The following is a 25,872-nucleotide window of genomic DNA, read 5'->3' on the forward strand; positions in this document are numbered from 1 at the left end:
CGTGAAAGTGGGGTTTTATCACTAGGTAAATAACTGGTTTATTGCTTGTTAATAAAGGCCTAGGTAGCCGATAAATTATAGCTCAACTGCATAGTTCAGGTTTAAAAAAGCACCAGCAACGCTAGTTGCTGGTGCTTTTGAAAAGCGAGCTTTATAAGGTTTTAAGACGCTTGCGTAAATTCACAATCAAGCACAAAGTCTAAAATGCCAAGTGCAGCTTTTCGACCTTGATCAACGGCAGTTACAACTAAATCAGAGCCAAGTACCATATCACCACCTGCAAATACATTTTGTTTTGTGGTTTGTAGCGCAAAATCCGATTGTTCACTTGCTTCAACACGGCCACGGCTATCAATCGTAACGCCGGCATCTAACATCCATTTTGGTGGGCTAGGTAAGAAACCAAACGCGATAACAACAGCATCAGCAGGCATAACAAACTCTGAACCCTCAATAGCTTCAGGAGAGCGACGACCATTAGCACCTGGAACACCTAATTGCGTTTTAACAAACTTAACGCCAGATACTTTGCCTTGAGCATCAACTTCAATATCTAAAGGTTGAATGTTAAATTCAAAGTTTACACCTTCTTCTTTTGCGTTTTGTACTTCTCTAGGAGAACCAGGCATGTTAGCTTCATCACGACGGTAGGCACAAGTGACTGACTCGGCACCTTGCCTAATAGATGTGCGCACACAATCCATCGCGGTATCACCACCACCCAATACGACAACTTTCTTTTTTGCCATATCAACATAAGGTAATGCACCGTCGGTGATTTTCATGACCTTTTGAGTATTGGCAATCAGGAAATCTAAAGCTTTGTGTACACCGGCTGCCGATTCATTTTCAAACCCTGCTTCCATTGCTGTATATGTACCTAAACCTAAAAATACTGCGTCAAACTCTTCACTGATAGAAGCAAAGTCGATATCAACACCAACATGGGTATTCAACCTAAACTCAATGCCCATACCTTCGAAAATTTTTCTTCGTCTAACAATAATCTCTTTTTCTAATTTGAACGATGGAATACCAAATGTCAGTAAGCCACCAATTTCTGAATGTTTGTCATAAACAACACAGTCAACACCATTACGTGTTAAAACGTCAGCACAGGCTAAGCCAGCTGGACCTGCACCAATAATAGCTACACGTTTATTGAGTTTAACCACTTGTGATAAGTCAGGTGTCCAGCCCTGCTCAAAGGCAGTATCGGTAATGTACTTTTCAATATTGCCAATCGTAACAGCGCCAAATTCGTCATTTAGTGTACAAGCTGATTCACATAACCTATCTTGTGGGCAAACACGGCCACACATTTCTGGCAGGCTATTGGTTTCGTGACATAAATCAGCAGCTTCAAAAATTTTACCTTCTGTGACTAACTCTAACCATTGCGGGATGTAGTTATGCACAGGGCATTTCCATTCGCAGTATGGGTTACCACAGTCTAAACAACGATCAGCTTGGCCCTTACTTTGCTCAGGGCCCAAGCCTTGATATATCTCAACAAAATCGATTTTACGTTGTTCAATTGGCTTCTTTGGTGGATCGATTCTTTTAACATCAATAAATTGATAAACATTTTTACTCATTATTTTTCCTTACCAATGTTTATTGAGCTTGAACGCGCAGCTCGGCAGAGCTTCTGCTGCGATGACCTAACAGCGACTTAATATCCGCTGATTTAGGTTTAATTAGTTTAAACTTGCTAGCAAACTCATCGAAATTAGTCAGCATATGCTGTGCATGTACACTGCCTGTCTCTTCAACGTGTTGGTTTATAATGCCACGCAAATGCTCTTGATGAATGACAAGGTCTGTCATCTCAACCATTTCAATAGACTCGGTATTTAATCGAATAGCTAAATCATCAGCTTCATCTAAAATGTATGCAAAACCGCCTGTCATACCAGCACCAAAGTTCAGACCTACTTGACCGAGAATAGTGACAATACCACCTGTCATATATTCACATGCGTGATCACCTGTGCCTTCAATAACTGCGTGGGCTCCCGAGTTACGAACAGCAAAGCGTTCACCGGCACGACCACAGCCATAAAGCTTGCCGCCAGTAGCACCATATAGACAAGTATTACCCATGATCATGGCTTTATTTGACTGATACTCAACGCCTTTAGGTGGCTTAATAACTAACTGTCCACCAGTCATGCCTTTACCAACATAATCATTTGCATCGCCAGTTAATGTCATGTGCAGACCACCCGCATTCCAAACACCGAAGCTTTGACCAGCTGTACCCTGTAAATGGATATTAATCGGGTTAGCCGCCATTCCCTGATCACCATGGTGGCGTGCAATTTCGCCTGATAGTGCGGCACCCACTGAACGATCCGTATTGGCAATATTTAAACGATATTCACCACCTGAACTATGAGCAACAGCATCTTTAGTTAACTCTACAAGTTGCTGATTTAGTAACCCTTCATCAAATGGAACATTAGCTTCTGTCTGATGTAATGCAGTATTACTATCAGCAACAACCGGCGCAATAATCGGCGATAAATCAAGCTTTTGCTGCTTGGCACTGATCCCCTTTAACGGCTCTAACAGGTCAACTCGACCGATAATTGCCGTTAAACTCTCGACACCAAGTTGTGCAAGAATTTCACGCACATCTTGTGCAACAAACTTAAAGTAATTCATGACTTGTTCTGGTAAGCCTTTAAAGAACTGCTCACGTAAAACTTCGTCTTGTGTTGCGACGCCAGTAGCGCAGTTATTTAAATGACAAATACGAAGGAACTTACAGCCTAATGTCACCATAGGTGCAGTACCAAAGCCAAAGCTCTCAGCACCTAAAATAGCGGCTTTTACAATGTCAGCACCCGTTTTTAAACCGCCATCAACTTGTAAACGCACTTTGTGACGTAAGCCGTTTGCTACTAATGATTGGTGAGCTTCAGCTAAGCCTAATTCCCACGGACAACCCGCATATTTAACCGATGTTAGCGGGCTAGCACCTGTACCGCCGTCATAACCTGAAATCGTAATAAAGTCTGCATAGGCTTTGGCGACACCTGATGCGATAGTGCCGACACCTGGGCCAGATACTAATTTAACTGAAATAACCGCTTTAGGATTAACTTGTTTTAAATCGAAGATTAACTGCGCTAAATCTTCGATAGAATAAATATCGTGATGTGGAGGAGGTGAAATTAACGTAACGCCAGGTACTGAAAATCGTAGTTTTGCAATTAATGGTGTTACTTTATCACCTGGTAATTGACCACCTTCACCAGGTTTAGCGCCTTGTGCTACTTTAATTTGTAATACATCAGCATTAACAAGGTAATGAGGAGTTACGCCAAATCTACCTGAAGCTATTTGTTTGATACGTGAGTTTTTCACCGTACCAAAGCGGCGTTCATCTTCACCACCTTCACCTGAATTCGAAAAACCACCTAATCGGTTCATTGCAATAGCGAGTGCTTCATGAGCTTCAGGGCTCAAGGCACCTATCGACATCGCCGCTGAATCAAATCGTTTATATAGTTCTGTATCAGCTTCTACTTTGCTGATATCTATCGACTTTGCATCTTGTTTAAAGCCTAATAGATCACGCAATGTAGCAACTGGTCGCTCGTTAACCTCTTTAGCAAACTTTTGATATTCACTGTAATCGCCAGATCGTACAGCTGCTTGGAGGTTGCTAACAACGTCAGGGTTGTATGCATGGTACTCTCCACCGTGTACGTATTTTAACAGGCCACCATGATTGATTTTTTGGTGAGGTAAGAACGCTTTTCTGGCTAAATTAAAATTATCTTGTTCGATATCTTTGAAGTCAGCCCCTTGAATTCGACTTGGTAAATCAGGGAAACAACGCGCCATAATATTTTGGTGTAGACCAATAACTTCAAACAAACCTGCACAACGGTAACTAGCAATCGTTGAAATGCCCATTTTAGACAATATCTTTAATAAACCTTTGTTAATACCATTGCGATAGTTAATTAACGCTTGACGTGGTTCAAGGTTGATATGACCTTTTTCACATTGTTGTTCAATGGTCTCATATGCTAAGAACGGATAAATAGCCGTTGCACCTAAACCAAGTAAAACAGCAAACTGATGTGAATCACGTGCTGAAGCAGTTTCTACAATAATGTTTGAGTCGCAACGAAGTTGTGCGTCAACTAAACGTTTTTGTACTGCGCCCACTGCCATCGCAGCTGGGATTGGTAATAACCCACGATGCACTTGGCGATCAGATAATACGAGGATAACCGTGTTCTTATCGCGAACAAGTTCTTCTGCTTCATCACATAGACGAATAATGGCGTTTTCTAGGCCTTCTTCAGGATCGTAATTAAGCGTTAGGGTATCTGAACGGTAATGCTCAGGATCAAGCTCTCGTATTTGCTTTAAGCCGGTATACATCAATATAGGGGTTTCAAAAATGATGCGATCAGCATGACCTGTCGTTTCATTAAATACGTTGTGCTCACGACCTATACAGGTAGAAAGTGACATAACATATCGCTCACGCAATGGATCGATTGGTGGGTTAGTCACTTGCGCAAACTGCTGACGGAAGTAGTCATACAGTGAGCGAGGTTTAGAAGACAGCACAGCCATCGGCGTATCGTCTCCCATAGAGCCCGTCGCTTCTTGACCATTTTCAGCTAATGTTTTTATAACCTGCTGAATTTCTTCATAACTATAATTAAATAACTTATGATATTGTGAAATTTGCTCGTCTGAAAATACACGTTGACCAACTAAAGACGCTTCAAGTTTGTCGAAAGGTACAAGGCGGCGAATGTTATTTTCCAACCAATCCCGGTAAGGATGGCGAACCTTCAAATCGTTATCGATAGCGTTAGAATCAAATATTTTACCTGTATAGGTATCAACCGCTAGCATTTCACCTGGACCTACACGGCCTTTTTCAAGCACTTCATCTTCACCGTAATCCCAAATACCAACTTCTGAGGCCAGCGTGATAAAACCGTTGCGCGTAATTACGTAACGAGCTGGTCGCAAACCATTTCTATCGAGGTTGCAGGCAACATGGCGACCATTGGTCATTACCACGCCGGCTGGGCCATCCCATGGTTCCATGTGCATCGAGTTAAATTCGTAGAACGCCTTTAAATCATCGTCAATGCAAGGGTTGTTTTGCCAAGCTGGTGGCATTAGTAGACGCATAGCGCGATATAAATCCATACCGCCAGCTAAAAACAGCTCAAGCATGTTATCTAAAGAAGAAGAGTCAGAGCCCGATTCATTTACAAATGGAGCTGCATCTTTTAAATCTGGTAATAATGGGGTTTGGAATCGGTAAGTTCTTGCTCGGCTCCATTGACGGTTACCGCGAATCGTATTAATTTCGCCGTTATGCGCTAAATAACGAAATGGCTGCGCTAAATGCCACTGAGGTGATGTATTGGTAGAAAAACGTTGGTGGAATACACAAATAGCACTTTGCATTCTGATGTCTGCCAAATCTAAATAGAAATTTGGCAAATCAACAGGCATCATTAAGCCTTTATATACGGTAACTAAGCAAGACAAGCTTGCTACATAGAATACCGAATCTTCAATTCGCTTTTCAGCACGACGTCTTGCCATATAAAGACGGCGTTCTAAATCTCTATTTCGCCAGCCCGGCGGTGCGTTAATAAATACCTGCTCGATTAAAGGCAGGTTTCCGGCAGCTATTTCACCTAAAATACCTTTATCTGTAGGTACAACACGCCAACCTACAAGAGTAAGTGTTTCTTTTGTTAGTTCTTCTTCTAAAATAGCTTTTGTTTGAGCGGCAATAACAGGATCTGGATTTAAAAACAGCATACCTACGCCATACTTTTTACCTAGGCTCCACCCATTTTCGCTAGCAATAGATTGAAAAAAACTATCGGGTTTTTGGATGAGTAGACCGCAGCCATCACCAGTTTTACCGTCAGCGGCGATACCACCACGGTGTTGCATTCGATCAAGGCCCTTAATGGCCGTTTTGATAAGCTTATGGCTTGCTTCACCTTCTAAATGAGCAATTAAACCAAAACCACAATTATCTTTTTGCATTTGTGGATCATAAAGCTGCATGTCGTCTCTCCTAAAAAGTCGTCATAGCTCGGCAGGATGCATGTTTAAGAATATTTTTATGATAATAATGCATATTTACCCTGCTTTTACGCTAGAGGAACTTTTTACATTAACTAGTTATTCATCATTCGTCAATAAAAATAGAGTATTTGCTCGTAGTTTTATTACAGTTTTATTAGAGCAAATGGTACTTATTTATAAGGTAAAAAGAGAATTAGCTATTTTATCTCTATTTGTTGCTCGGATTTTCATCAGGCTAGAAGTGTTTATGTAATTAACTTTCACGAAAGGCCTGGTATGATTGTAGTCGGTTATGTTAACTATTTTGTCTATTTATGCAGTCGGTTTTAGTTGGCTGTGGAGGCGTTTTCTTGAAATAGTCTAACTTTTTGACTAGCTGTAGGAGATTAGGCAGTTGAATTTTATTTGATTTTTCATAAAAAAGGCCAGTTTCTTTGATGGAAACTGGCCTTTATCGATATTCAGTGAAAACTTACGGTTGATATCCGTCAGCGAGCCCTTTCGTTGTTACACTCACTGCATCATGTGCGTGTAGTGACTCGAGATGGTTAATACGTAACCAAAAGTCATCATATTCAGAAGCTTGTAACATCGCGTGTTGTAAACGTCTTGCAGCATCTTCACAGAACATTAAATTTTGACCGTTTAATCGGGCAAACTCTTGTTCATCTTCACGCTTAACCGCAGCTTGCACAGGCGTTTGTAATGCGCTTTCTATTAAATCTACTAAGTCAGTGATAGGAAACTCACTGACTGTTGAATTTAATTTTACTTTTACTTCAGCAACAGAGCGTTGGCTATGAGGTGTTGCAACTACACCGTCAGTGGTGCCTAACCATTCATGGACATCATTTAAGTTGACTTGTTCCTCAGAGAACTTTTCTTTAAATGCTTGTTGAATTAGTTGGCGCGCAAGTGCGGCAGAGCAAGGACAAGTTGACGAGTATCGAACATCTATTGCTAGCTCAATGTCTAATTTGCCTTGATTTAAGCGACCAGTTATTGTGGTTGGGTATGCTTTCCAGCCACGTTTACCGCTCATTAATGATTTTCTACGTAAGTGATAATCAAATTTGAATTGCACTTTGGCATTGTCGCTTAAGTCTTGATGGCTAGAGATGAAACCATCTAATAACGTTACTAATGTTTGGTAATTTAGCACGTTTTCACTTGAAAGTTGATCGAGAAGTAAATACAAGCGAGACATGTGAATGCCTTTGGCTTTTGGATCTTTAAGGTTTACGAAAGCGTCAACGTGCGCAGAGCACATTCGTTGCGTTTCACCTTTAGATGCAATCATGACTGGCATTTCAATATTGCTCATACCTACCCAGTCTAATGTGCCTTCGGTTTGGGCTGTAGACTGATTAGCAATATCAGGCATTGATGTTGGCATTACTTCTCCAATAAAAAATACAAGCGCGAAAGTATTCACTACGTTTATTTAAGGGCGCATATTTTACCCGAAAACATTAGATTTCTTTAGTACTATTTTAACTAATTCATTGCAAAATCGTACACAATGATAAAGCTTGACTAAAAAGGTCGGCTATTCTGAATGAAAAATGGTTGAAATGCAATGCCAGTAGGCGTTTTCTATAGATAGGCGTTTTTTTGGAAATTGTTAAGCGATACTCAATTTATGGTTATTATATATGCATTATGAGTATTTATTGGCATACAAAGATAAACACTATGGTAGTTAATTACTTCTATAATGCAGCTAATAACGTTAAGCATAACGAGAAGAATGCACTTTTGTTGTGAATTCTACTTCACAAACAGTTAATGTTATTTAATTTATTTGTGGCATAATAGCGCCGCAAAATCGAATTATTAGAAATTATTGAGAGTACTAATTGTGTCTGACAAACCTTTTATTGATGAAGTTTTATTAAATGGCTACATAGAGAGCCTAGGCAAAGATATTGTTAATCAGATGTTCGACTTATATAAGGAACAGTCTGTTATCTATATAGATGAAATTGCCGCGAGCTTACCTGATGGCTCTCAACAAGATTGGCATGAGAGATGTCATAAGTTTAAGGGTGCTGCAAGCAGTGTAGGCTTGTTACGTATGCATGCGTATATGGTTGAGACTGAGCATTCAAGCGTATCAAGCGATGAAAAGCAATCACTTGTTGATCAAATGAAAGCACTAAATGAAGAGTCGATCGGAGAATTTAAAAACTGGCTCGACGCGCAATAAACGCGTGAGCCACTATTCATGCTGTTGGGTTTTCGTTTACGCGTCTACCACACCAACAAAACGATAACCTTCACCATGAATGGTATTGATTAATTCTGGTGAATCGTTATCTAATTCAAAATGCTTACGTAAGCGACGAATGGTTACATCAACTGTACGATCATTTGAGCGTAACTCGCGACCTGTCATTTCTTTAATTAATTGTGCACGAGTAACAATTTGACCTGTGTTTGCAATTAACAAACGTAATGCACGGTACTCGCCACGTGGTACTGAAATCAAATCACCTTGTGGTGATGTCATCTTGCGAGAATTACCATCTAAGTGCCAACCATTAAATGTAATGATTGCATTATCAGGTTCTTTCTTGGTTTGTGTCACACGACTCAAAATGTTACGCGCACGAATGGTTAATTCACGAGGGTTAAATGGCTTCGTTAGGTAATCATCAGCGCCAATTTCTAAACCTAGTATCTTATCTATATCTGAATCACGCCCTGTTAGGAAAATTAAGCCTAAATCAGGGTTTTTAGTCAATTCACGCGCTAGTAATAAACCATTCTTACCCGGTAGATTAATGTCCATGATGACTAAACTGACAGGGTTAGCCTTTAATTCTTGCTCCATGGTTTCGCCATCGATTGCTTCAGAAACGCTGTACCCTTCTGCTTCAAATAAATTTCGAAGGTTAAAACGTGTTACGTCTTCGTCTTCAACGATTAAAATGTGGTTGTTTTGCATATCAATTTTTCCCTTTCATTTAAGGCTGTGATAGCGTGACTATCTTAAATTTGATTAAATTATAAACTATGTGAAGTTGTTTTTATGTTTGCTTATGTAATCTTATGAATTCAATTGTAAATACGAAGCAAATTTTAAAGATAGCCATTAGCGTACTATTAACGTATGGCGCTCATTTTAGTCGTTTTTTGTTAATATTTCGATAGGGAAATCGATAATAAATGTTGCACCTTTGTTTCCGTTGTCATCTAGCTGAATAGTACCTTTTAGTGCTTGTGTGACAAGATTGTATACTAAGTGCATACCTAAACCTGAGCCACCTTCTCCGCGTTTAGTCGTAGAAAAAGGCTCAAAAATTTTCTCACGCATCTCTTCACTAATACCGGCACCATTATCACTGTATATTACCGTTAAACGCTCGTCTGATGGACGAATGGTGATAGATATTTTCGCATCATCGATATGTTCAAAACCATGGATAAAACTATTGATAATTAAGTTGATAAATATTTGTGTTAGCGGACTTGGTTTACTTCGGACAAATAACGATTCTTCACATTTTAAGCACAATTGATACTGATGTTGCTTTATTTTTGGCGTTAGTGTGAGGAAAACGTCATCAATGAGTTGTTTCATATTGAATTCACGTTCATCTTCAACACTTTGGTCAACAGCTACTTGTTTGAAGCTCGAGATTAAATTCGCTGCTCTATCTAGGTTACGCACAATAATCTGCAGATTTTCTTCACTTTCTTCGATATAACGATCAAGTTGGCTAGGCTTTAATGTTTTACTTTTGAATTCATTCTTCAAGCCTTCAAGTTTATCTATCATTAATGTCGATGCGGTAACACCTAAACCAATAGGAGTATTTACCTCGTGGGCAACGCCTGCAACCAAATCACCTAGTGATGCCATTTTCTCATTTTCAACCAATTGCTCTTGATACTGATGCAGCTGCTCTAATGTTGAAAGCAACTCACTGTTCGATTCTTTAAGTGCATCAGTGCGGCTTGTTACTTTATTTTCTAAATCGGTATTCTGCTCTTTTAGTTGATTGGCAGCGTTAATATGTTTTTTGATTACTTTATCTGTTCGTTCGTAAAGTAAATTAATATTGTTGGAAAGTAATTGGGCTTCCATGTACGGCTGTTCGGGGCAGGTGAGCTTATAGTTTTTCTGTTGGGCTACAGTAATTACCGAGTCGGAAATAACCGAAAATGGATATTTCACTTTTTTTATTAAAAAGTAAGCAATGATAAAGCTTAGTAGAAGAATAGCTAGTGTGGTGGCGGTGAGTGTAATGATCACCGCTCGGTTGGCAAGTTTATAGCTGTTAATATTACCTTGCATATAAATATAGCCGATCAGCTGGCCTTTTAACTCTATTGGGTAAGCATATTCTATAATCGAGCTCGTAAACACTGTGCTGGTTAAGCTTTTGATGTGTGCAAAATCAATAGTGAAAGAAGGGGTCTCGTCTTGCTTTTTATATCGACTGAAGATGGTTTCTTCGTTGGTATACTCATTGAGTTTAAAAATGAGTATTTGATCGATAATTGGCAAGCTATCGAGGCGCTTTAAGTCTTGATCAAGCAATTCGCCATTTTCGGCGTTGAGGAAATCTAAACTTCTATCGGCAATAATTTGCGCGACTGATTCAAAAGTTCTCGCTACATGCTTTTCTTGATTTTTATTAAATAAGTGATTGGCAAAAATCAACGAGCCCAACAAGGCGGTAAAAACCAAGCCTGCTGTTGACCAAAGGATCTGTCTTGAGATCGAGATGTTATTCCTAGCCATAAACAAATGATAAAATTAAAGTTAGTGTCTCTATTAAATCTACACTATCACTTCATATTTATCATTTTTTTAACGTTTTGCCGAATATACCGTAAAACCATTGGCTTTTATCAGCTGTTTTACCGAGTTAAAGCGTTTACCCATAATAGGCTGGTACTTTAAAAAGCTATTTGCGACTATCGTCAAAGAGCCATGCTTATTAATATGGTTAACGATATTGTCTAAAAAGCTTTCAGTTGCTTGATAATGAGTTTTCAATCCTTGATGAAAAGGAGGATTGGAGATGACATGATCAAAAGCATTGGTAATATTAGACATGCTGTCGGTAGCGATGAAATTGGCTTTGATGTTTAATTGTGACAACGTTTTTTTTGCTGAAGCAAGTGCTAAGGCACTGACATCTGCCAGCGATAATGTCACATTTTTATCTTTACTCGCAATATAAGCAGCGATTACGCCTGCACCACAACCAAAGTCTAGCACCGATGCATCAGAGTAATCGGGTAAAAACTCTAACAGTACGCGTGTACCAACATCTAACTTTTCTTGGCTAAAAACACCTGGCAGGGCAAATACGTTGATGGTTTTGTCATGCACATTAACCGGATAACTCTTATACCAATCGTCGAGGTTAAATGGTTGAGTTTGATTGATATAGCAACCACTAAATAGCATGCAATGTCTCGCAGCATCATCTTTTTGGCAATGCTGAAGAAAGCCTTTAGCGAGTTTCTCAACAGATTTTACGCCGGAATTTTTCTCGCCAACAAAATAGATAAGTGTCTCATTGGTCACCACATCATTAAGCATCGCCAAGGTATAGGCGAGTTCAGCTTTGCTTTTTGGAAAGAGAATGACAACAACGTCGTGCTGCTTATTTGCTGTGTATTGATGAGAAAACTGAACGTCATGCTGTTTTTTTTGATGTGCTAAATACTCACCATAATGGTGATTATAAAAGCTCAATTGGGCATCAGGGTATGCCGCTTGATACTCTTCAACAAATAGATCTGCCGAAATATTTATAAAGAGTGGCGTTTGAGCTTTTAATAGGTCGAGGTTCTTAATTAATAACTGACTAGTATTTGCGACAGACATAATGTGAGTGAGTAATTCTAAAAAAAGCGCATTATGCCACAAACTATCGCAATGTGTGACTATAGGCGATGTTCTATTGAATATGTGTTAGCTTTAATGACATCGTAATACGGATGTTAGGCGCTATTAATTGATAAAACCCATTAAAAGGTTGGTGACGCGTTGGCTGGCAAGCGATTTATCTACAGATTGCCAGATTTATCGCAGCAAAATAAAGCAAAAGCTATTTCGCAATGAGCCAACTGCTGAAGTTTATTTAGCGCTAACCGATCCGTATAGCTATATGCTGGTTCAAGTGTTGCCGGAGCTTGAGCAACGATTTAAGCTGTCCTTTAAAATCTATTTCGTCGCTGGCACAAACCATGATATTTCAGCTAATAGTAAGCTATGGCAAGCGTGGTCAAGAAATGATGTAAATCAGCTAGCCAAACGCTATCAATTAGATGAAATTATGCAATACCCAAATGTAGATGACATAAACACAGGGCAACAAGAGTGGCAACTTCTACCAAAAACTGTTGCCAATGCGGTTAACGTTTTTCGTAAAACTTGGCGAGGGCAATATGACGACATCTATGCGTTATCTACGCCTGTTATTAATGCGTTATTAAATAATCAAGAAACACAAAAGCACAGGGGACACTACCTACCAGCAACCATTCGTTTTATGAATCAATGGTATTGGGGAATTGATCGACTAAGTCATTTTGAGACTTTATTAAATCAACAGCAACTCAATATCACTAATGACAGTTTCCGTTATCTACAAACACAATTAGTATTCGCTAATATTGGTCATAAGCAACAGGAAACGGTGACGGCCTATTTGTCGCTACGCAGCCCATATTCCTATTTAGGCCTTATTCAGGCACAGAAACTTGCAAGTCATTATCAACTTACGTTAAACATTAAACTTTTGATGCCTATGGTAATGAGGGGCTTGTCTGTATCTCGATTAAAACAAAAGTGTATATTTACCGATGCCGTCAGAGAGGCTAAAGCGAAAGATATCCCTTTTCATAAATTTGCCGACCCTATCGGCGAAGGTGTTATCAATAGCTACCAGTTTTTTTACTACGCCAAATACTGCGAGTGTGAAGTAGAATATTTATTGGCTTTGTTTCAAGCGGTGTATGTTGATGGCGTCGACTTGTCTAAATTACGCAATGTGAAGAAAATTTTACTTCACATTGGTTTAGATGTGGAAGCTGCGTTACATTTTTCAAAGCATAACCCCTGGCAAGCCAGCATAGATGAAAATGACAACCATTTATCTGAGAAAGGGTTCTGGGGAGTACCTGTTTTCGAGTACAGAGAATTGAGCGTTTGGGGGCAGGATAGACTTTGGCAAATTGAACAAGCAATAATTGACCTAAATGATAACTAAAGGTTATTGCCAATAAATTTACATCGTGTTTAAATAGCCCCGTCTTTTTTACTCGTTGACGTTTATTCAACGAGCACAAAGTCAGAAGAGGAGCGTTAACCAGGTAATTACTTCGAGGAGATCAAACTCCAATGAAGGGTAATGAGGGGGATTAACGCCGAGACAAATATATTTTTGATGATTTATTTGTCGGTTGTATAGGTTGAATCCTAGCAATTGTCACCGTAATTGGTGGAGAGCTTCTGGTTAATGTCATATTTTCAGAGGCTACCGCCTACTGTCGTATCACATGCCTTGAGCTTTAATCTCGTTAAGTTCAAGGTAGTATCTTTACTTTCTTGTCTTCTCGTAAGTTGTTTTAGATTAGAAGGTTACATCATGAATTGGCAAGAAACATTAGCTCAACTCGAGCAAGGCACATTGCGCGCTGCATACCAAGACGAGCAGGGCGAATGGCACGCAAACACACAAGTTAAACAAGCGATTTTAGAAGTATTCAAAGCAGGCGAAAACGTTGCTTTTGAAAATCAATATCATGGCTTTGTTGATAAGCACAACCTCCCAACACAATCCTACACTCCACAAGATGGCGTGCGTATGGTACCTGGTGGCTCTTCAGTGAGAGCCGGTGCACATGTCGCAAGCGGTGTTATTATTATGCCACCGGCTTATATCAATATTGGTGCATTTGTTGATTCAGGTACCATGGTTGATAGCCATGCCTTAGTTGGTTCATGCGCGCAAATTGGTAAAAACGTCCATTTATCGGCTGCGGTACAAATTGGTGGTGTTTTAGAACCTATCGGTGCCAGCCCTGTGATTATTGAAGATAATGCCTTTTTAAGCGCTGGCGTTGTCGTTGTTGAAGGTCGTGTTGTTAAAAAAGGTGCTGTTTTAGCACCCGGTGTTAGTTTGAGCGCATCTATGCCTGTATATGATTGCGTCCATGAATATCAATTAGAGCGTGGTGCTCCAATTCCTGAAAACGCAGTCGTAGTGCAAGGAACACGTCCTATAACGAGTGGCTGGGCGAAAGAGCAAGGTTTACAAATGGCATGTGCACTTATCGTGAAATATCGAGATGAAAAAAGTGATGCGGCGTTAGAACTTGAGTCGTTATTAAGGTAGTTTTATGTCGAATCAACGTTCTCAACCTCGTTTTATTGCGCCTGAATTTGTCCGTGATTTGGAAGATCACTTTCTGAGAGTACAGCCAGAAAACGGTTACTATGTTTATCACATAGAGCAATTAAAACAGCATTTAGCAAAATTGCAGCAACAAGATGTTGTTAAGCTTTGGTTCGCTGTCAAAGCTAACCCCTTATCAAGCGTTATTAAAACCATCGCTGATCAAGGTTTTAGTTTTGATGTTGCAAGCCAAGGTGAGTTAGAGCAAGTATTAGCACAAGGTGTTTCGCCACAAAATATCCTTAATACAGGCCCCGCGAAATCTAGACAACAAATCGCACGGTTTATCGATCGTGGTGTTGCTATTTTTGTTGTAGAAAGTATCAATCAACTTGTATGGCTCAATGAGGTTGCAGAACAAAAACGTGTTACGCCAAAGGTTTTATTGAGAGTACAACTTCAATGGCCAGAAGGTGAGAAAAACCCACTGGGGGGCAACGAATTGACCCCTTTTGGTTTAGCAACGCAACAATGGCAAACGCTTACTATAGCTGATTATCAACATGTTAATATCTGCGGTATTCATATTTTCCAGTGGGGTAATATGTTGAGCAACGCTAAAATGTTTGAGCTGTGGTCACAAATGATTCCACCACTGTCGCAACTTGCTGAAACATTAGGCTTTGATTTAGATATATTAGATTTAGGTGGTGGCCTCGGCATTGACTATTTACAAACTGGCCAAGCGATAAATTGGTCTACAGCAATGCAAGATCTCGCAGAAATAAAAGAAAAAGCCAACGTAAAGGAAATTTGGTTAGAGCTAGGGCGCTACGCGGTTGCGCAATCAGGGTATTACATTGCGCCTATTGTTGATAGAAAAGATAATTTTGGTAGCCAACAGCTTATTCTCGCTGGCGGTATCAATCATTTATTACGCCCTGCAATAACCAATCAACCCTTTCCTACCAGACTATTAAGAACATCAGCAAGTGAGTGTGAACATTTCCATGTTCATGGCCCGTTATGTACAAGCCTGGATAAGCTAGGGGAATTTGATTTTCCGCAAGACGTCAAAGAAGGCGATGCGTTAGTTTTTGGACTTTGTGGCGCTTATGGCTTTACTGAAAGTATGCCGTTCTTTTTGTGTCATGATATAGCCGCAGAATATATTTTCGTTGATCAAAACTTTGAGCTAATAAGAGAGCCACAAGCGCCTCAGTGGTATTTACGATGAAACAAGATACACATATTGAAAAGTCAGTGCTTGATATGGGCGAAATGGCCTCTGGCGCTAAGTTAACTGTGCCTGTCTATTTTATTAAGGGCCAAGGTAAGGGGCCTAATGTTTATATTCAAGCGAATATGCATGGCGCTGAAGTGCAAGGCAACGCGGTGATTTATCAGTTGCTTGAACAACTCAAGCAGCTAACTTTATTGGGTGATATTACTTTAGTGCCCTACGCGAACCCTGTCGGGGCAAATCATAAGAATGGCGAGTACACATTAGGCCGTTTCGATCCAATAACAGGCGTTAATTGGAATCGCATGTATCATTTCGATCAAGAAAGCATTGATCATTATGTTGAGCAGGTAGATGGGTTATCGCAGGCGCAGATCGATGAAGGTTTTCAGCAACTATTATTGCGCAATGTTGAGCAGAAACTCGATCACAACCAATATGGTTTAACAACTGGGCAGCGTATTGCTTATCAATTGCAAAAAATGGCACATCAAGCAGATCTCGTACTCGACTTACATACTGGCCCTATTTCATCTAAACATTTGTATTGTCCTGAATACGCACAAAACAGTGCTAAATATTTTGATATTGAACATACGGTTTTAATCCCCAATAGTTTTGACGGTGCAATGGATGAAGCCACTTTTTGCCCATGGTGGACCTTGGCGAAATCATTAAATGCAAAAGGGATTGATTACACGCTTGAGCGTGAAAGTTTTACGGTAGAGCTGGGTTCACAAGAATTGATCGATTTAGATGTGGCTCATCAAGATGCATTAAGTATTTTAAGTTACTTACAATATAAAAAGGTTATTCAAACGACGGAATTTACCCCAAAAAAAATTACCCGTTACGGCTGTATGTTGAGTGATTACAAGGCATTTTATTCGCCGATGGGCGGTATGGTTGATTATTTAGCTGATTTTGGTGAAGTATTAAAAGCAGGACAGCCGCTTGCTCGTATTCTTCGCATGGATAATTACGGTGATGGCGACGCACTGCATTATATTAGTTTAGATCATGATGTTATTCCGATTTTGCACTTTGCTTCTGCGAGCGTGAATCAAGGTACTGAACTATATAAAGTGTTTAGTAAATTCTTTCAAATAACGTAAAAAGTGTACCATTTGACGAAAAAATCACATAGAGTATTTTTAATTGTTAGCTTTTGATATATTATAACATCATAATATTCATCTGACTGATTTGGTTCATGGCGCCACATTTTCGTTCCTTTGAGAATGACAAATATTCCAAACGTGTAGTCAACATATTTTTATGTGTTGTCTTTGCATTGCTATGGGCTAATGTCGCTCATAGTGCCCATGTCGGTTTTGTTGATGATCATCTTGTTGAAGTCGACTGCAGTGTTTGTCATTTTGGCGGGCACCCACCACCTGAAACGTTATCAATTCCTGCTACAATTTCTGTCTTTGAATTTGTCGTATCTAATTACCAATCTATTCATTTACTTGAGAGTCCAATTAACCTTAACGCACCGTTAAGGGCACCTCCTCACTCGTAAACACATCAATCGAAAAACACATTTAAATCTAATAATATTTTTGGGAGAAGAGCAATGAGCTCGCGTTTTACTTCGGGTCCTCGCTGGACGCGTTCGTTGTTGTCAGCTGCAGTAATTTCTGCATTTGCTGCACCAGCATTAGCAAACACCATTTCAGGTAAAATTGTAGATAAAAACGGTCAACCGATTGCAAATGCAACGATTGAACTAAATGAATCTAAAATGGTGAAGACTGATACATCAGGTAACTTTAGCTTTGATAAAGTCAGTATTGGCAAATCAGAACTGCATATAAAGGCAGATTCGTTTAGTCACGTTACGCAAAATGTAACGGTAACTGAGCAAGGTTTGAACAACTTGAATGTAACTTTATCACCTACTGTATTAGAAGTTATCGACGTTTACGCTACACCGTTACATGCTTCTTCAATTGAGTCGGCATTGCCAATTAATGTATTGGCGGGAGATGAATTGGCATCAAAACAAGCTGCAACATTAGGCGAAACGTTAAAGTATGAAGTTGGTGTTCACTCATCATATTTTGGCCCTAATTCAAGTAGTCCAATTATTCGTGGTTTAGATGGCCCACGTGTTATGATTACGCAAAATGGTTTAGATGTATCTGACGTATCTCGTGTTGGTGCAGACCATGTTGTGACGACAGAAACAGCAACCGCTACCCAAGTTGAAGTATTGCGTGGCCCTGCAACGTTATTTTACGGTAGTGGTGCTATCGGTGGTGTGGTGAACGTCGTAGATACTCGTGTACCGACATCAAGTGAAACACAATTAGATTACCGCTACTCATTTAACAGTGTTGCTGATGAAAATGCTGGCTCAATTAATTTTAACACCGGTACTGAAAACTTTGCTTTTCATGTAGATGGTTACTTACGTGATTCTGACGATTACGATATTCCAACAGATGAAGAAGTACTTGAAAACAGTTCGGCTGAAGCAGATGGTTTTACAATTGGCTCAAGTTACCTGTTAGACAATGGCTTTATTGGTTTCTCATACGGTGAAATGAACAATACTTATGGGATCCCAGGCCACTCTCACGGTGAAGAGCATCATGACGAAGATGAAGATCACGATGACGAAGATGAAGAGCATCATGAAGAAGATGAGCATCACGATGATGAAGAGCATGAAGAGGAGACTGTTTTTGCTGACATGAAGCAAAAACGTTTTCAGTTATTATCTGAGCTTTCATTTGATGAGCAGTTCATTAATCGTTTAGCCGCTAAGTTTGCTTACACAGATTATCAACATGTAGAGCTAGAAAACGGTGAAGTAGGTACAACCTTTAAGAGCGACTCAACTGAAGCTCGTGTTGATCTATACCACAGAGAAGTAAATGGCTTTAAAGGTGCATGGACAATCCATTATAAATCAACAGATTTTGAAGCGTCTGGCGAAGAAGCATTCACACCACCTTCTAAAACAGATACCTTTGCTGTTGCATGGTTAGAAGAAAAACACTTAAATCATGATGTATTAATGCAACTAGGTTTACGTGCAGAGCGTGTTGATATTGAAGCTGAACATGGCGATGAAATTCCAAGTTACGACTTTACACCACTAAGCGCATCACTTGGTTTTGTCTGGGATTATCAACCTGGCTATAACCTTGGTTTTTCAATGTCGGTATCACAACGTGCTCCATCAGCCGCTGAACTTTATTCAAATGGTCCACATATTGGTACAGGTACTTATGAAGTAGGTGCAATTTATGACGTGGAGATGCACGATGATCATATTGATGTCGAGCTAAGTGGCGTTGAACCTGATATTGAAACATCAAAAAATATTGATGTTACATGGCGTAAATTTGAAGGTGATTTTGGATTTGTTATCTCTGGTTTTTACAACCAAATAGATAACTATTACTACCTAGATAACACGGGCCTATTTGCTGAATTTGCACATGATGATCACGATGAAGACGAACATCATGAAGATGAAGAGCATCATGATGAAGATGAGCACCATGAAGATGAAGAAGGCCATGAAGAACAGCACGGTGAAGAGTTGCCGGTTTATGCTTATCGTCAAGCTGATGTCACTTTATTAGGTTTCGAATCTGAGTTTATTTACCGAATCAACGACTCATTGATGTCTAAATTCTTTGCTGATTATATTCATGCATCATTTGACGACCGTGAAGTAGGTAAATACTTACCACGTATTCCACCTATGCGTGCAGGTTTGGTGTTTGATTATCAATCAGAACGTTTTGATACGAAGTTGGGCATTACCCATTACTTTGAACAAGATAACGTTGCTGAGCTAGAAACAACTACTGATGCATACACATTGGTAGACGTAAACTTCAATTACTACATTGAAGGTGTAGGTAACGACCTTGTCTTATTTGCTAAAGGTGAGAACTTGTTAGATGAAGAAGCGCGAGTTCATTCATCGTTCATTAAAGAAGAAGCACCTTTACCAGGTCGCGGCTTTGTTCTGGGTGTTCGTGGTAGCTTCTAGTAAAAAACTAGCACTAAAAAAGGCGCTTTGAGCGCCTTTTTTATTACCTAAAATATTTTACTGTTAGTTAAGGCGAATACCATTGGCTTCAATGGTAATTTTGCCTTGTTTTAACAAATGTCCAACCGTTGCTTTAAATGCTTTTTTACTTACTCCAAATGTCTTTTGGATAAGCGCTGGCGAGCTTTTGTCGTGGATATCACAAAAACCATCGTGCTGATTTAAATAGTCAATTAACTGGTCTTTAAAGTCGATAACTTTGCCTTTGCCTGCACGACTGAGCATCAAATCAATGCGACCATCTTCTCGCATTTGCTTGATATAGCCTTTCATTTTCTGACCAGTACGCAGTGGTTTAAAAATATCACTTTGGAAGATAAGCCCCCAATGCTGATTATTAACAATCGCTTTGAAACCTAAGTCTGTTTTGCCTGCAATAATTAAATCTACCGCTTCGCCTTGTTCATATTCTGCTGGCCAAACGTCGAGAAATCTATCGAGTTTGCTTGACGCAACAATGCGCTCGGTGCGCTCATCATTCAATACACGCACTAAGTAAAATTTACCCACTTCCATTGGTCGATGTTGGTGGTTAAATGGCACGAGTAAATCTTTTGGTAAGCCCCAATCAAGAAAGGCACCAATTTTATTTGATTGAACAACTTTCAAACTCGCAAACTCACCGCTTTGTGCTTTGGGCTTTTGTGTTGTCGCTACTAAGCGATCTTGAGAATCGGCGTAGATAAATACATCAACTACATCGCCTGCTTGGCATTGCTCGGGTACATAGCGGTTCGGTAATAAAATTTCTCCTTTATCACCACCGTCTAAAACAGCTCCGTGAGCAATTATATCAATGACAGTAAGTTGGTTGAATGCGCCTATTTGTGCCATGGTCTTCAATCTTTAAAATTAAAAACGTTATTTTACCTTAATTCGCCCAGCTAAGTAGATTTATTTTGTCGTCAGCGCGTTAGTTTTTGCTGATATATATTCGTGATGGCGAAGGTGAAGTAAATCAGCAATTTTACGAATAATATGGTGTTCTATACTTGCTATTTCACCGTCTGAATACGCGAGTTGCCACAGTAATTCTACAATATGGATTTTCTGCGCAATGTCACATTGGTTATTAATTTTTGACGTGAAAAAGTAAAGATCATTAGCGTTGTCACTATGGCTCATCGCCTGCTCAATAATATCGTCGACCTCTTGGTCATCGAGGTGAAAGTGAGCCGAGAGCAACTCTTTAATGGCAATCCGTTCTGAATCGTCAATATGGTGATCTGCTCTCATCACTTCACAAAGTAAAACTGCGCAAGCAACTTCTAATGAAATCGTATTTTTTTCCGCATCGTCATTGCTCGTATCGAGTTGTTCAAAAAACGCTTTAATCTTTGCAATCATATAATATCGCCTTACTGCTGATACTTAATCTATAACGTGTTTTGACCGCATCTTCTAGTTTTAGTTTTTAATAATTAATTATTATTTTCACTAAATATTGGTAAATAATACTAACTTGTTTTTTTTGACGTGTGCTTTGTTGATAGGTTTTTGAATGGATTATTAACGAAGTTTCTTCTTAACGCTTTGTTTTTAATGGTTTTAAAAAATAATTTTGTCGGCTTTAAACTTTTTCCTTAAAACGGCACACCTATTGTAATAGACAGTTACACATTGTTGGGTCTTGGTTACGAATTTTAACGTAGAATGTAACGCATAGTCGCCAATTGCTTTTAAAATTTTGAGGAATTCACCGTGACACGGAAAAAACAAATTATCGTACCTGTTGTCGTACTTGTTATGGGCGTTGCCATTTATGGCGCATTTGCGAGCATGAAAAAGCCGCCAGAAGAAAAGCCTAAAGTTGACAATACCCCTATTGTTTCTGTTACCCCTATTAATGTTGAATCTAAACAATTACGTGTTGAGTCATATGGTGTAGTCATGCCTAAATACGAAACAGAGTTAGTTGCGCAAGTAGGTGGTCAAATTGTTGAATTATCTGATGCTTTCGTAAAAGGCGGATTTGTTCGTCAAGGGCAATTGCTAGCACGTATTGACCCTAGCGATTATGAAGCTGCCTTGATTGAAGCCGATGCTAACTTAGCAAATGCTAAAGCTGCCCTTGAGCAGGAAGTTGCACATGGTAAAGTTGCTGAGCGAGAATGGAAGCGAATTACTGACACAATGCCAACGGAATTAAGCTTACGTAAACCGCAATTAGCTAAAGAGCTTGCTAGTGTAAAAGCAGCACAAGCCAGCGTGTTAAGAGCAAAGCGTAACCTTGAACGCACTGAAATCAAAGCACCGTACGATGCAATGATTGCAAGTCGAGAAATCGGTTTAGGTGCCTATGTATCAACTGGTCGAAACCTTGGTAAGTTATTAGGCACAGATATCGCTGAAGTTCGCTTACCTGTTGCTGACAACCAGCTAGAATTCTTAATTGAAGGCGGTGAAAATGCGCAAGTGGTTTTATCTGGCACCTATGCAGGTAAAAAACACGAATGGACTGCAGGTATTGCACGCAGTGAAGGTGTTATTGACGCTAATTCTCGCATGAGCTATCTCGTAGCAGAAATTAAAGACCCGTATGGCTTAAACCATAATGAACAACCTATTCGATTTGGTGCTTATGTTAATGCCGACATTATTGGCTTAAACGTTGAATCTGCTGCCGCAGTACCTCGTTATTTAGTGGTTGATAATAAAGTTGCCATTCTCGATGAAGAAATGAAATTACGTTATGTTGAGGTTGAAATTGTTCGTCAAGAAGGCGCTCAAGTGATTATCTCTCATGGCTTACAGCAAGGTGATCAGTTAATTACCTCTGCATTAGATTACCCTGTCGACGGTATGCAGCTTTCTTTACCTAAAGTACTTTCTGAGCCTGAAGAAGCTGGTGATACGCAAATCGCAAGTATCAAGGAGTAAGTCATGGATCCGACTAAAAAAGGCATAATTGCTTGGTTTGCAAGAAACTCTGTTGCAGCCAACTTATTAATGATATTTATTCTTGTTGGTGGTTTGCTTACGGCAAATACCATCAACAAGCAAATGTTCCCACAAATACAGATTAACTGGTTAGAATTTCGCGCGATATACCCTGGCGCTGCTCCGCAAGAAGTAGAAGAAGGGATCACCATTAAAATTGAAGAAGCACTAGAAACAATACAGGGTTTAGAGCGAGTAATTACTTACTCAAACCGTAACTCTTCAAGTGGTTACTTTCGTGTTGATGACGATTACGATCCTCAAATAGTTTTAGAGGAAGTGAAGTCACAAATTGATTCGATTTCATCTTTCCCTGATGGTATGGAACGTCCAACCGTCGAGCGTATTAAGATTCGCCAAGAAGTTATGTGGATGAGTTTATATGGTGATTTATCGCCTAGAGAGCTTAAAGTTCTTGGGAAAAAAATTCATGATGAAATTCAGCAATTACCACTCATAAACATCTCTGAATATTACTCTGGTTTAGGGTATGAAATTTCTATTGAAGTCAGCAAAGATAAGTTACGTGAATATAACCTTACGTTCCAAGACGTAGCGCGTGCGGTGCGAGGATACTCTCGCAACATGTCAGCAGGTCAAATACGTAGTGCTAACGGTTACATTAGTCTGCGTGTTGAAAACCAAGCTTACCGTGGCCATGAATTTGAACGTATTCCCTTAATTACGTTGCAAGACGGCACAAAGGTAATGTTAGGTGACGTAGCAACTGTTATTGATGGTTTCCAAGAAGGTTTACATTACCAAAAATTCAACGGTAAAAACTCGGTAACTTTCTTTATCGGTGCAGCTGAAGATCAAGATATTACAGCAGTTGCTAAAGTTATTAATCAGTTCGTTGAAGAAAAACAGAAAGTACTTCCTGAAGGGGTAAGCATCGAGCCATGGGTTGATTTAACCTATTACCTTGAAGGTCGCTTAAACATGATGTTAGACAACATGAAAAGCGGTGCGGTGCTTGTCTTCTTGATGCTAGCTTTATTCCTACGAATTCGTTTAGCGTTTTGGGTCATGATGGGGTTGCCTGTTTGTTTCTTAGGTACGCTGTTAATGATGCCGTTAGAATGGGTTAACGTCACGATTAACATCACCAGTTTATTCGCCTTTATCTTAGTACTCGGTATTGTGGTTGATGATGCGATAGTTATGGGGGAAAGTGCCCATGCTGAAATTGAAGAGTCAGGCCACAGTGCAGAAAGTGTTATTCGCGGTGTACAACGAGTTGCTATGCCGGCTACGTTCGGTGTACTAACAACTATCGCAGCATTCTTTCCGCTAATTCTTGGTGATGGCCCAGAATCAGCGTGGAGTAAATCGATAGGTTTCGTTGTTATTTTCTGTTTAATTTTCTCGTTGATAGAGTCAAAATTAATTTTACCGGCGCATTTAATCTCAATGAAGGTGAAGCCGTTTAATCCTAAGAACCCGTTAGATCGTGCACGAGCTGCGGTTGATCGTGGTATGAAGCATGTTATTGAGAATGTATATCGCCCTAGCTTAAAAGTTTTTCTTAACTATCGTTACGGCGTGATGATGTTTTTCGTCAGCATATTATTTATCAGTGCAGGCTTATTTGAAGGTGGTTTAATTCGTTATGTTGGTCAGCCTAAAGTGCCACATGATTTCCCGCGTATCGAATTGCAAATGAATACCGATACAGCTGAACAAGCGACACTAGACACGCTGCTTACCATTGAAAAGATTCTGTACCAAGTTGACGACAATATTAAAGCTGAATACGGTGCTGGCATGATTGAAGATATGGATGTTAGCCTTCGTAGCCGAACACGCGCTAACCTGATGGTTAAATTAGTTGAGCCTGAGCAGCGAGTAATGAATACCTTTGAACTTGCTGAATTATGGCGCCAAGCAATCCCAACTCTTCCGGGCGTAAAAGAATTTAGAATTGGTGATAACTTATTTGGTGGTGATCGTGAAGATGGTGACATCAGCTTTAGACTTGAAAGTCAGGACGATGCACAGCTGCTTGCTGCGGCCAAAGAACTTAAAGCTAAATTGAATAGTTTAAAAGGTGTTGGTGATGTTAACGATAGTCGTCAAACAAGCGCGAAAGAAGTTCAATTTAGCCTTAAACCATTAGCTTATACCGTTGGCTTAACGTTATCAGATATTGCTTCTCAAGTTGGTTATAGTTTTTACGGACTAGAAGCTCAGCGTATTTTACGTGATAGTGAAGAAGTTAAAGTGATGATTCGCTACCCATTAGCGCAACGCAGTGCTGTTGGCCATGTTGAAGATGTATTGATTCAAACGCCAACGGGTGCAGAACTACCGTTGTCGCAATTAGCAGAGATTAAACTGACAGACGGTGTGACTCGTATTCGCCGTGAAAATGGTAATAGAACGATTAACGTTTGGGGTAAGGTTGACGCCGACCAAGTTGAGCCATTTAAAGTAGCAAACGATATTCGAGAGAACTTTATTCCTGAATTGTTGCGCAAGTACCCAACGGTGCAGAGTGAAATTTCAGGTCGTATTCAGCAGGAAATGGAAGGTCAAGCTAAGCAATTAAGAGATTTTGCTTTGTCTATGATGGTTATCTTTACCTTACTTGCGATTCCGTTGAAGTCATACTCTCAGCCGTTAATGATTATGACGGTGATCCCGTTCGGTATTGTTGGTGCGATGATTGGTCATATGATACTAGGGATGGATCTTAACGTCTTATCGATGTTCGGTATTATCGCTGCTGCGGGGGTAGTAATAAATGACTCGCTGGTTATGGTTGATTATGTCAATAAGACCCGAGCTCAAGGGGTTCCTCTGTACGACGCTGTGGTGTGGTCTGGCTGTAAACGTTTTCGCGCTATCATGCTAACGTCATTTACCACCTTTATTGGCCTAGTACCTATTATGATGGAAACCAGTATGCAAGCCAAAATGGTTATTCCTATGGCTGTGTCATTAGCATTTGGCGTATTATTTGCGACGATAGTAACACTGGTCATGATCCCATCACTGTACTTAGTCATTGAAGACATTAAAAACCTTATTAGGCGTAAAAAGAATAAATCGCCAGAGCAGGTTGATGTGGATATTGATGACCCGCAGGTAGCTTCAAAAACTACCTGATAAAAAAACGGAGCGTAAGCTCCGTTTTTTCTTTT

General features: G+C 39.8%; 17 protein-coding genes and 1 riboswitch. Of the genes, 9 read left to right on the plus strand and 8 right to left on the minus strand.

Annotated elements, in window-relative coordinates; translation table 11 throughout:
• Positions 1 to 161: 161 nt before the first annotated feature.
• From QQK02_RS13020 to folE2, 3 genes are all read right to left on the minus strand, one after another.
• Positions 162 to 1,598 (minus strand): FAD-dependent oxidoreductase, encoded by a 1,437-nt coding sequence (locus tag QQK02_RS13020; protein WP_284208493.1) that lies wholly within the window; start codon positions 1,596 to 1,598, stop codon positions 162 to 164.
• 19 nt (positions 1,599 to 1,617) lie between these two features.
• On the minus strand, positions 1,618 to 6,078 hold the full coding sequence (gene gltB / locus QQK02_RS13025) for a glutamate synthase large subunit (RefSeq protein WP_284208495.1): 4,461 nt from the start codon (positions 6,076 to 6,078) through the stop codon (positions 1,618 to 1,620).
• 493 nt (positions 6,079 to 6,571) lie between these two features.
• Entirely contained in the window at positions 6,572 to 7,495 is a 924-nt protein-coding gene (gene folE2 / locus QQK02_RS13030) for a GTP cyclohydrolase FolE2 (protein ID WP_284208496.1), read from the minus strand.
• A 465-nt stretch (positions 7,496 to 7,960) separates the two neighbouring features.
• Here folE2 and QQK02_RS13035 point away from each other — a divergent pair, with 465 nt between their 5' ends.
• The gene (locus tag QQK02_RS13035) at positions 7,961 to 8,308 is read left to right on the plus strand and encodes an Hpt domain-containing protein (RefSeq protein ID WP_284208497.1); all 348 of its coding nucleotides are present in this window, start codon (positions 7,961 to 7,963) and stop codon (positions 8,306 to 8,308) included.
• 36 nt (positions 8,309 to 8,344) lie between these two features.
• Here QQK02_RS13035 and arcA read toward each other — a convergent pair whose 3' ends face one another.
• The 3 genes from arcA to QQK02_RS13050 all read right to left on the minus strand — a co-directional run bounded on the left by arcA (position 8,345) and on the right by QQK02_RS13050 (position 11,950).
• Entirely contained in the window at positions 8,345 to 9,049 is a 705-nt protein-coding gene (gene arcA, locus QQK02_RS13040) for a two-component system response regulator ArcA (protein ID WP_284208499.1), read from the minus strand.
• A gap of 177 nt (positions 9,050 to 9,226) precedes the next feature.
• The gene (locus tag QQK02_RS13045) at positions 9,227 to 10,852 is read right to left on the minus strand and encodes a sensor histidine kinase (RefSeq protein ID WP_284208500.1); all 1,626 of its coding nucleotides are present in this window, start codon (positions 10,850 to 10,852) and stop codon (positions 9,227 to 9,229) included.
• A gap of 69 nt (positions 10,853 to 10,921) precedes the next feature.
• Positions 10,922 to 11,950: a methyltransferase gene (locus tag QQK02_RS13050; RefSeq protein ID WP_284208501.1), complete on the minus strand. Its 1,029-nt coding sequence runs from the start codon at positions 11,948 to 11,950 to the stop codon at positions 10,922 to 10,924.
• Between the two features lie 130 nt (positions 11,951 to 12,080).
• On the opposite strand from QQK02_RS13050, the gene QQK02_RS13055 reads away from it, so the two are divergent.
• The 6 genes from QQK02_RS13055 (at position 12,081) to QQK02_RS13080 (ending at position 19,726) form a co-directional block, all read left to right on the plus strand.
• Complete coding sequence (locus QQK02_RS13055) at positions 12,081 to 13,337, plus strand: DsbA family protein (protein ID WP_284208502.1); 1,257 nt, start codon at positions 12,081 to 12,083, stop codon at positions 13,335 to 13,337.
• 77 nt (positions 13,338 to 13,414) lie between these two features.
• Positions 13,415 to 13,587: riboswitch (Lysine riboswitch) on the plus strand.
• A 128-nt stretch (positions 13,588 to 13,715) separates the two neighbouring features.
• Entirely contained in the window at positions 13,716 to 14,465 is a 750-nt protein-coding gene (locus tag QQK02_RS13060) for a 2,3,4,5-tetrahydropyridine-2,6-dicarboxylate N-succinyltransferase (protein ID WP_284208503.1), read from the plus strand.
• A 4-nt stretch (positions 14,466 to 14,469) separates the two neighbouring features.
• The gene (locus QQK02_RS13065) at positions 14,470 to 15,702 is read left to right on the plus strand and encodes a PLP-dependent decarboxylase (protein ID WP_284208504.1); all 1,233 of its coding nucleotides are present in this window, start codon (positions 14,470 to 14,472) and stop codon (positions 15,700 to 15,702) included.
• Complete coding sequence (locus QQK02_RS13070; RefSeq protein ID WP_284208505.1) at positions 15,699 to 16,823, plus strand: succinylglutamate desuccinylase/aspartoacylase family protein; 1,125 nt, start codon at positions 15,699 to 15,701, stop codon at positions 16,821 to 16,823. The genes QQK02_RS13065 and QQK02_RS13070 overlap by 4 nt, the downstream gene beginning before the upstream one ends.
• Positions 16,824 to 16,921: 98 nt before the next feature.
• A complete protein-coding gene (locus QQK02_RS13075) occupies positions 16,922 to 17,233 on the plus strand; it encodes a hypothetical protein (protein WP_284208506.1) in 312 nt (103 codons plus the stop codon).
• Positions 17,234 to 17,287: 54 nt separating this feature from the next.
• Positions 17,288 to 19,726, plus strand: a complete 2,439-nt coding sequence (locus QQK02_RS13080) for a TonB-dependent receptor (RefSeq protein ID WP_284208507.1) — start codon at positions 17,288 to 17,290, stop codon at positions 19,724 to 19,726.
• Positions 19,727 to 19,789: 63 nt separating this feature from the next.
• Here QQK02_RS13080 and QQK02_RS13085 read toward each other — a convergent pair whose 3' ends face one another.
• Positions 19,790 to 20,620 (minus strand): CvfB family protein, encoded by an 831-nt coding sequence (locus QQK02_RS13085; RefSeq protein ID WP_284208508.1) that lies wholly within the window; start codon positions 20,618 to 20,620, stop codon positions 19,790 to 19,792.
• A 60-nt stretch (positions 20,621 to 20,680) separates the two neighbouring features.
• The gene (locus tag QQK02_RS13090; RefSeq protein WP_284208509.1) at positions 20,681 to 21,133 is read right to left on the minus strand and encodes a tellurite resistance TerB family protein; all 453 of its coding nucleotides are present in this window, start codon (positions 21,131 to 21,133) and stop codon (positions 20,681 to 20,683) included.
• A 354-nt stretch (positions 21,134 to 21,487) separates the two neighbouring features.
• On the opposite strand from QQK02_RS13090, the gene QQK02_RS13095 reads away from it, so the two are divergent.
• Both QQK02_RS13095 and QQK02_RS13100 read left to right on the plus strand, forming a co-directional pair.
• Positions 21,488 to 22,666: an efflux RND transporter periplasmic adaptor subunit gene (locus QQK02_RS13095; RefSeq protein WP_284208510.1), complete on the plus strand. Its 1,179-nt coding sequence runs from the start codon at positions 21,488 to 21,490 to the stop codon at positions 22,664 to 22,666.
• A 3-nt stretch (positions 22,667 to 22,669) separates the two neighbouring features.
• Positions 22,670 to 25,837: an efflux RND transporter permease subunit gene (locus QQK02_RS13100; RefSeq protein WP_284208511.1), complete on the plus strand. Its 3,168-nt coding sequence runs from the start codon at positions 22,670 to 22,672 to the stop codon at positions 25,835 to 25,837.
• Positions 25,838 to 25,872 lie beyond the last annotated feature (35 nt).

This window comes from Thalassotalea eurytherma (genome assembly GCF_030161415.1).
GTDB lineage: Bacteria > Pseudomonadota > Gammaproteobacteria > Enterobacterales > Alteromonadaceae > Thalassotalea_G > Thalassotalea_G eurytherma.

What these genes read in the sequence shown, in the direction of transcription:
- QQK02_RS13020 (WP_284208493.1), bottom strand. Translation starts at nt 1,598, where the DNA reads ATGAGTAAAAATGTTTATCAATTTATTGATGTTAAAAGAATCGATCCA.
- gltB (WP_284208495.1), bottom strand. Translation starts at nt 6,078, where the DNA reads ATGCAGCTTTATGATCCACAAATGCAAAAAGATAATTGTGGTTTTGGT.
- folE2 (WP_284208496.1), bottom strand. Translation starts at nt 7,495, where the DNA reads ATGCCAACATCAATGCCTGATATTGCTAATCAGTCTACAGCCCAAACC.
- arcA (WP_284208499.1), bottom strand. Translation starts at nt 9,049, where the DNA reads ATGCAAAACAACCACATTTTAATCGTTGAAGACGAAGACGTAACACGT.
- QQK02_RS13045 (WP_284208500.1), bottom strand. Translation starts at nt 10,852, where the DNA reads ATGGCTAGGAATAACATCTCGATCTCAAGACAGATCCTTTGGTCAACA.
- QQK02_RS13050 (WP_284208501.1), bottom strand. Translation starts at nt 11,950, where the DNA reads ATGTCTGTCGCAAATACTAGTCAGTTATTAATTAAGAACCTCGACCTA.
- QQK02_RS13060 (WP_284208503.1), top strand. Translation starts at nt 13,716, where the DNA reads ATGAATTGGCAAGAAACATTAGCTCAACTCGAGCAAGGCACATTGCGC.
- QQK02_RS13065 (WP_284208504.1), top strand. Translation starts at nt 14,470, where the DNA reads ATGTCGAATCAACGTTCTCAACCTCGTTTTATTGCGCCTGAATTTGTC.
- QQK02_RS13070 (WP_284208505.1), top strand. Translation starts at nt 15,699, where the DNA reads ATGAAACAAGATACACATATTGAAAAGTCAGTGCTTGATATGGGCGAA.
- QQK02_RS13075 (WP_284208506.1), top strand. Translation starts at nt 16,922, where the DNA reads ATGGCGCCACATTTTCGTTCCTTTGAGAATGACAAATATTCCAAACGT.
- QQK02_RS13080 (WP_284208507.1), top strand. Translation starts at nt 17,288, where the DNA reads ATGAGCTCGCGTTTTACTTCGGGTCCTCGCTGGACGCGTTCGTTGTTG.
- QQK02_RS13085 (WP_284208508.1), bottom strand. Translation starts at nt 20,620, where the DNA reads ATGGCACAAATAGGCGCATTCAACCAACTTACTGTCATTGATATAATT.
- QQK02_RS13090 (WP_284208509.1), bottom strand. Translation starts at nt 21,133, where the DNA reads ATGATTGCAAAGATTAAAGCGTTTTTTGAACAACTCGATACGAGCAAT.
- QQK02_RS13100 (WP_284208511.1), top strand. Translation starts at nt 22,670, where the DNA reads ATGGATCCGACTAAAAAAGGCATAATTGCTTGGTTTGCAAGAAACTCT.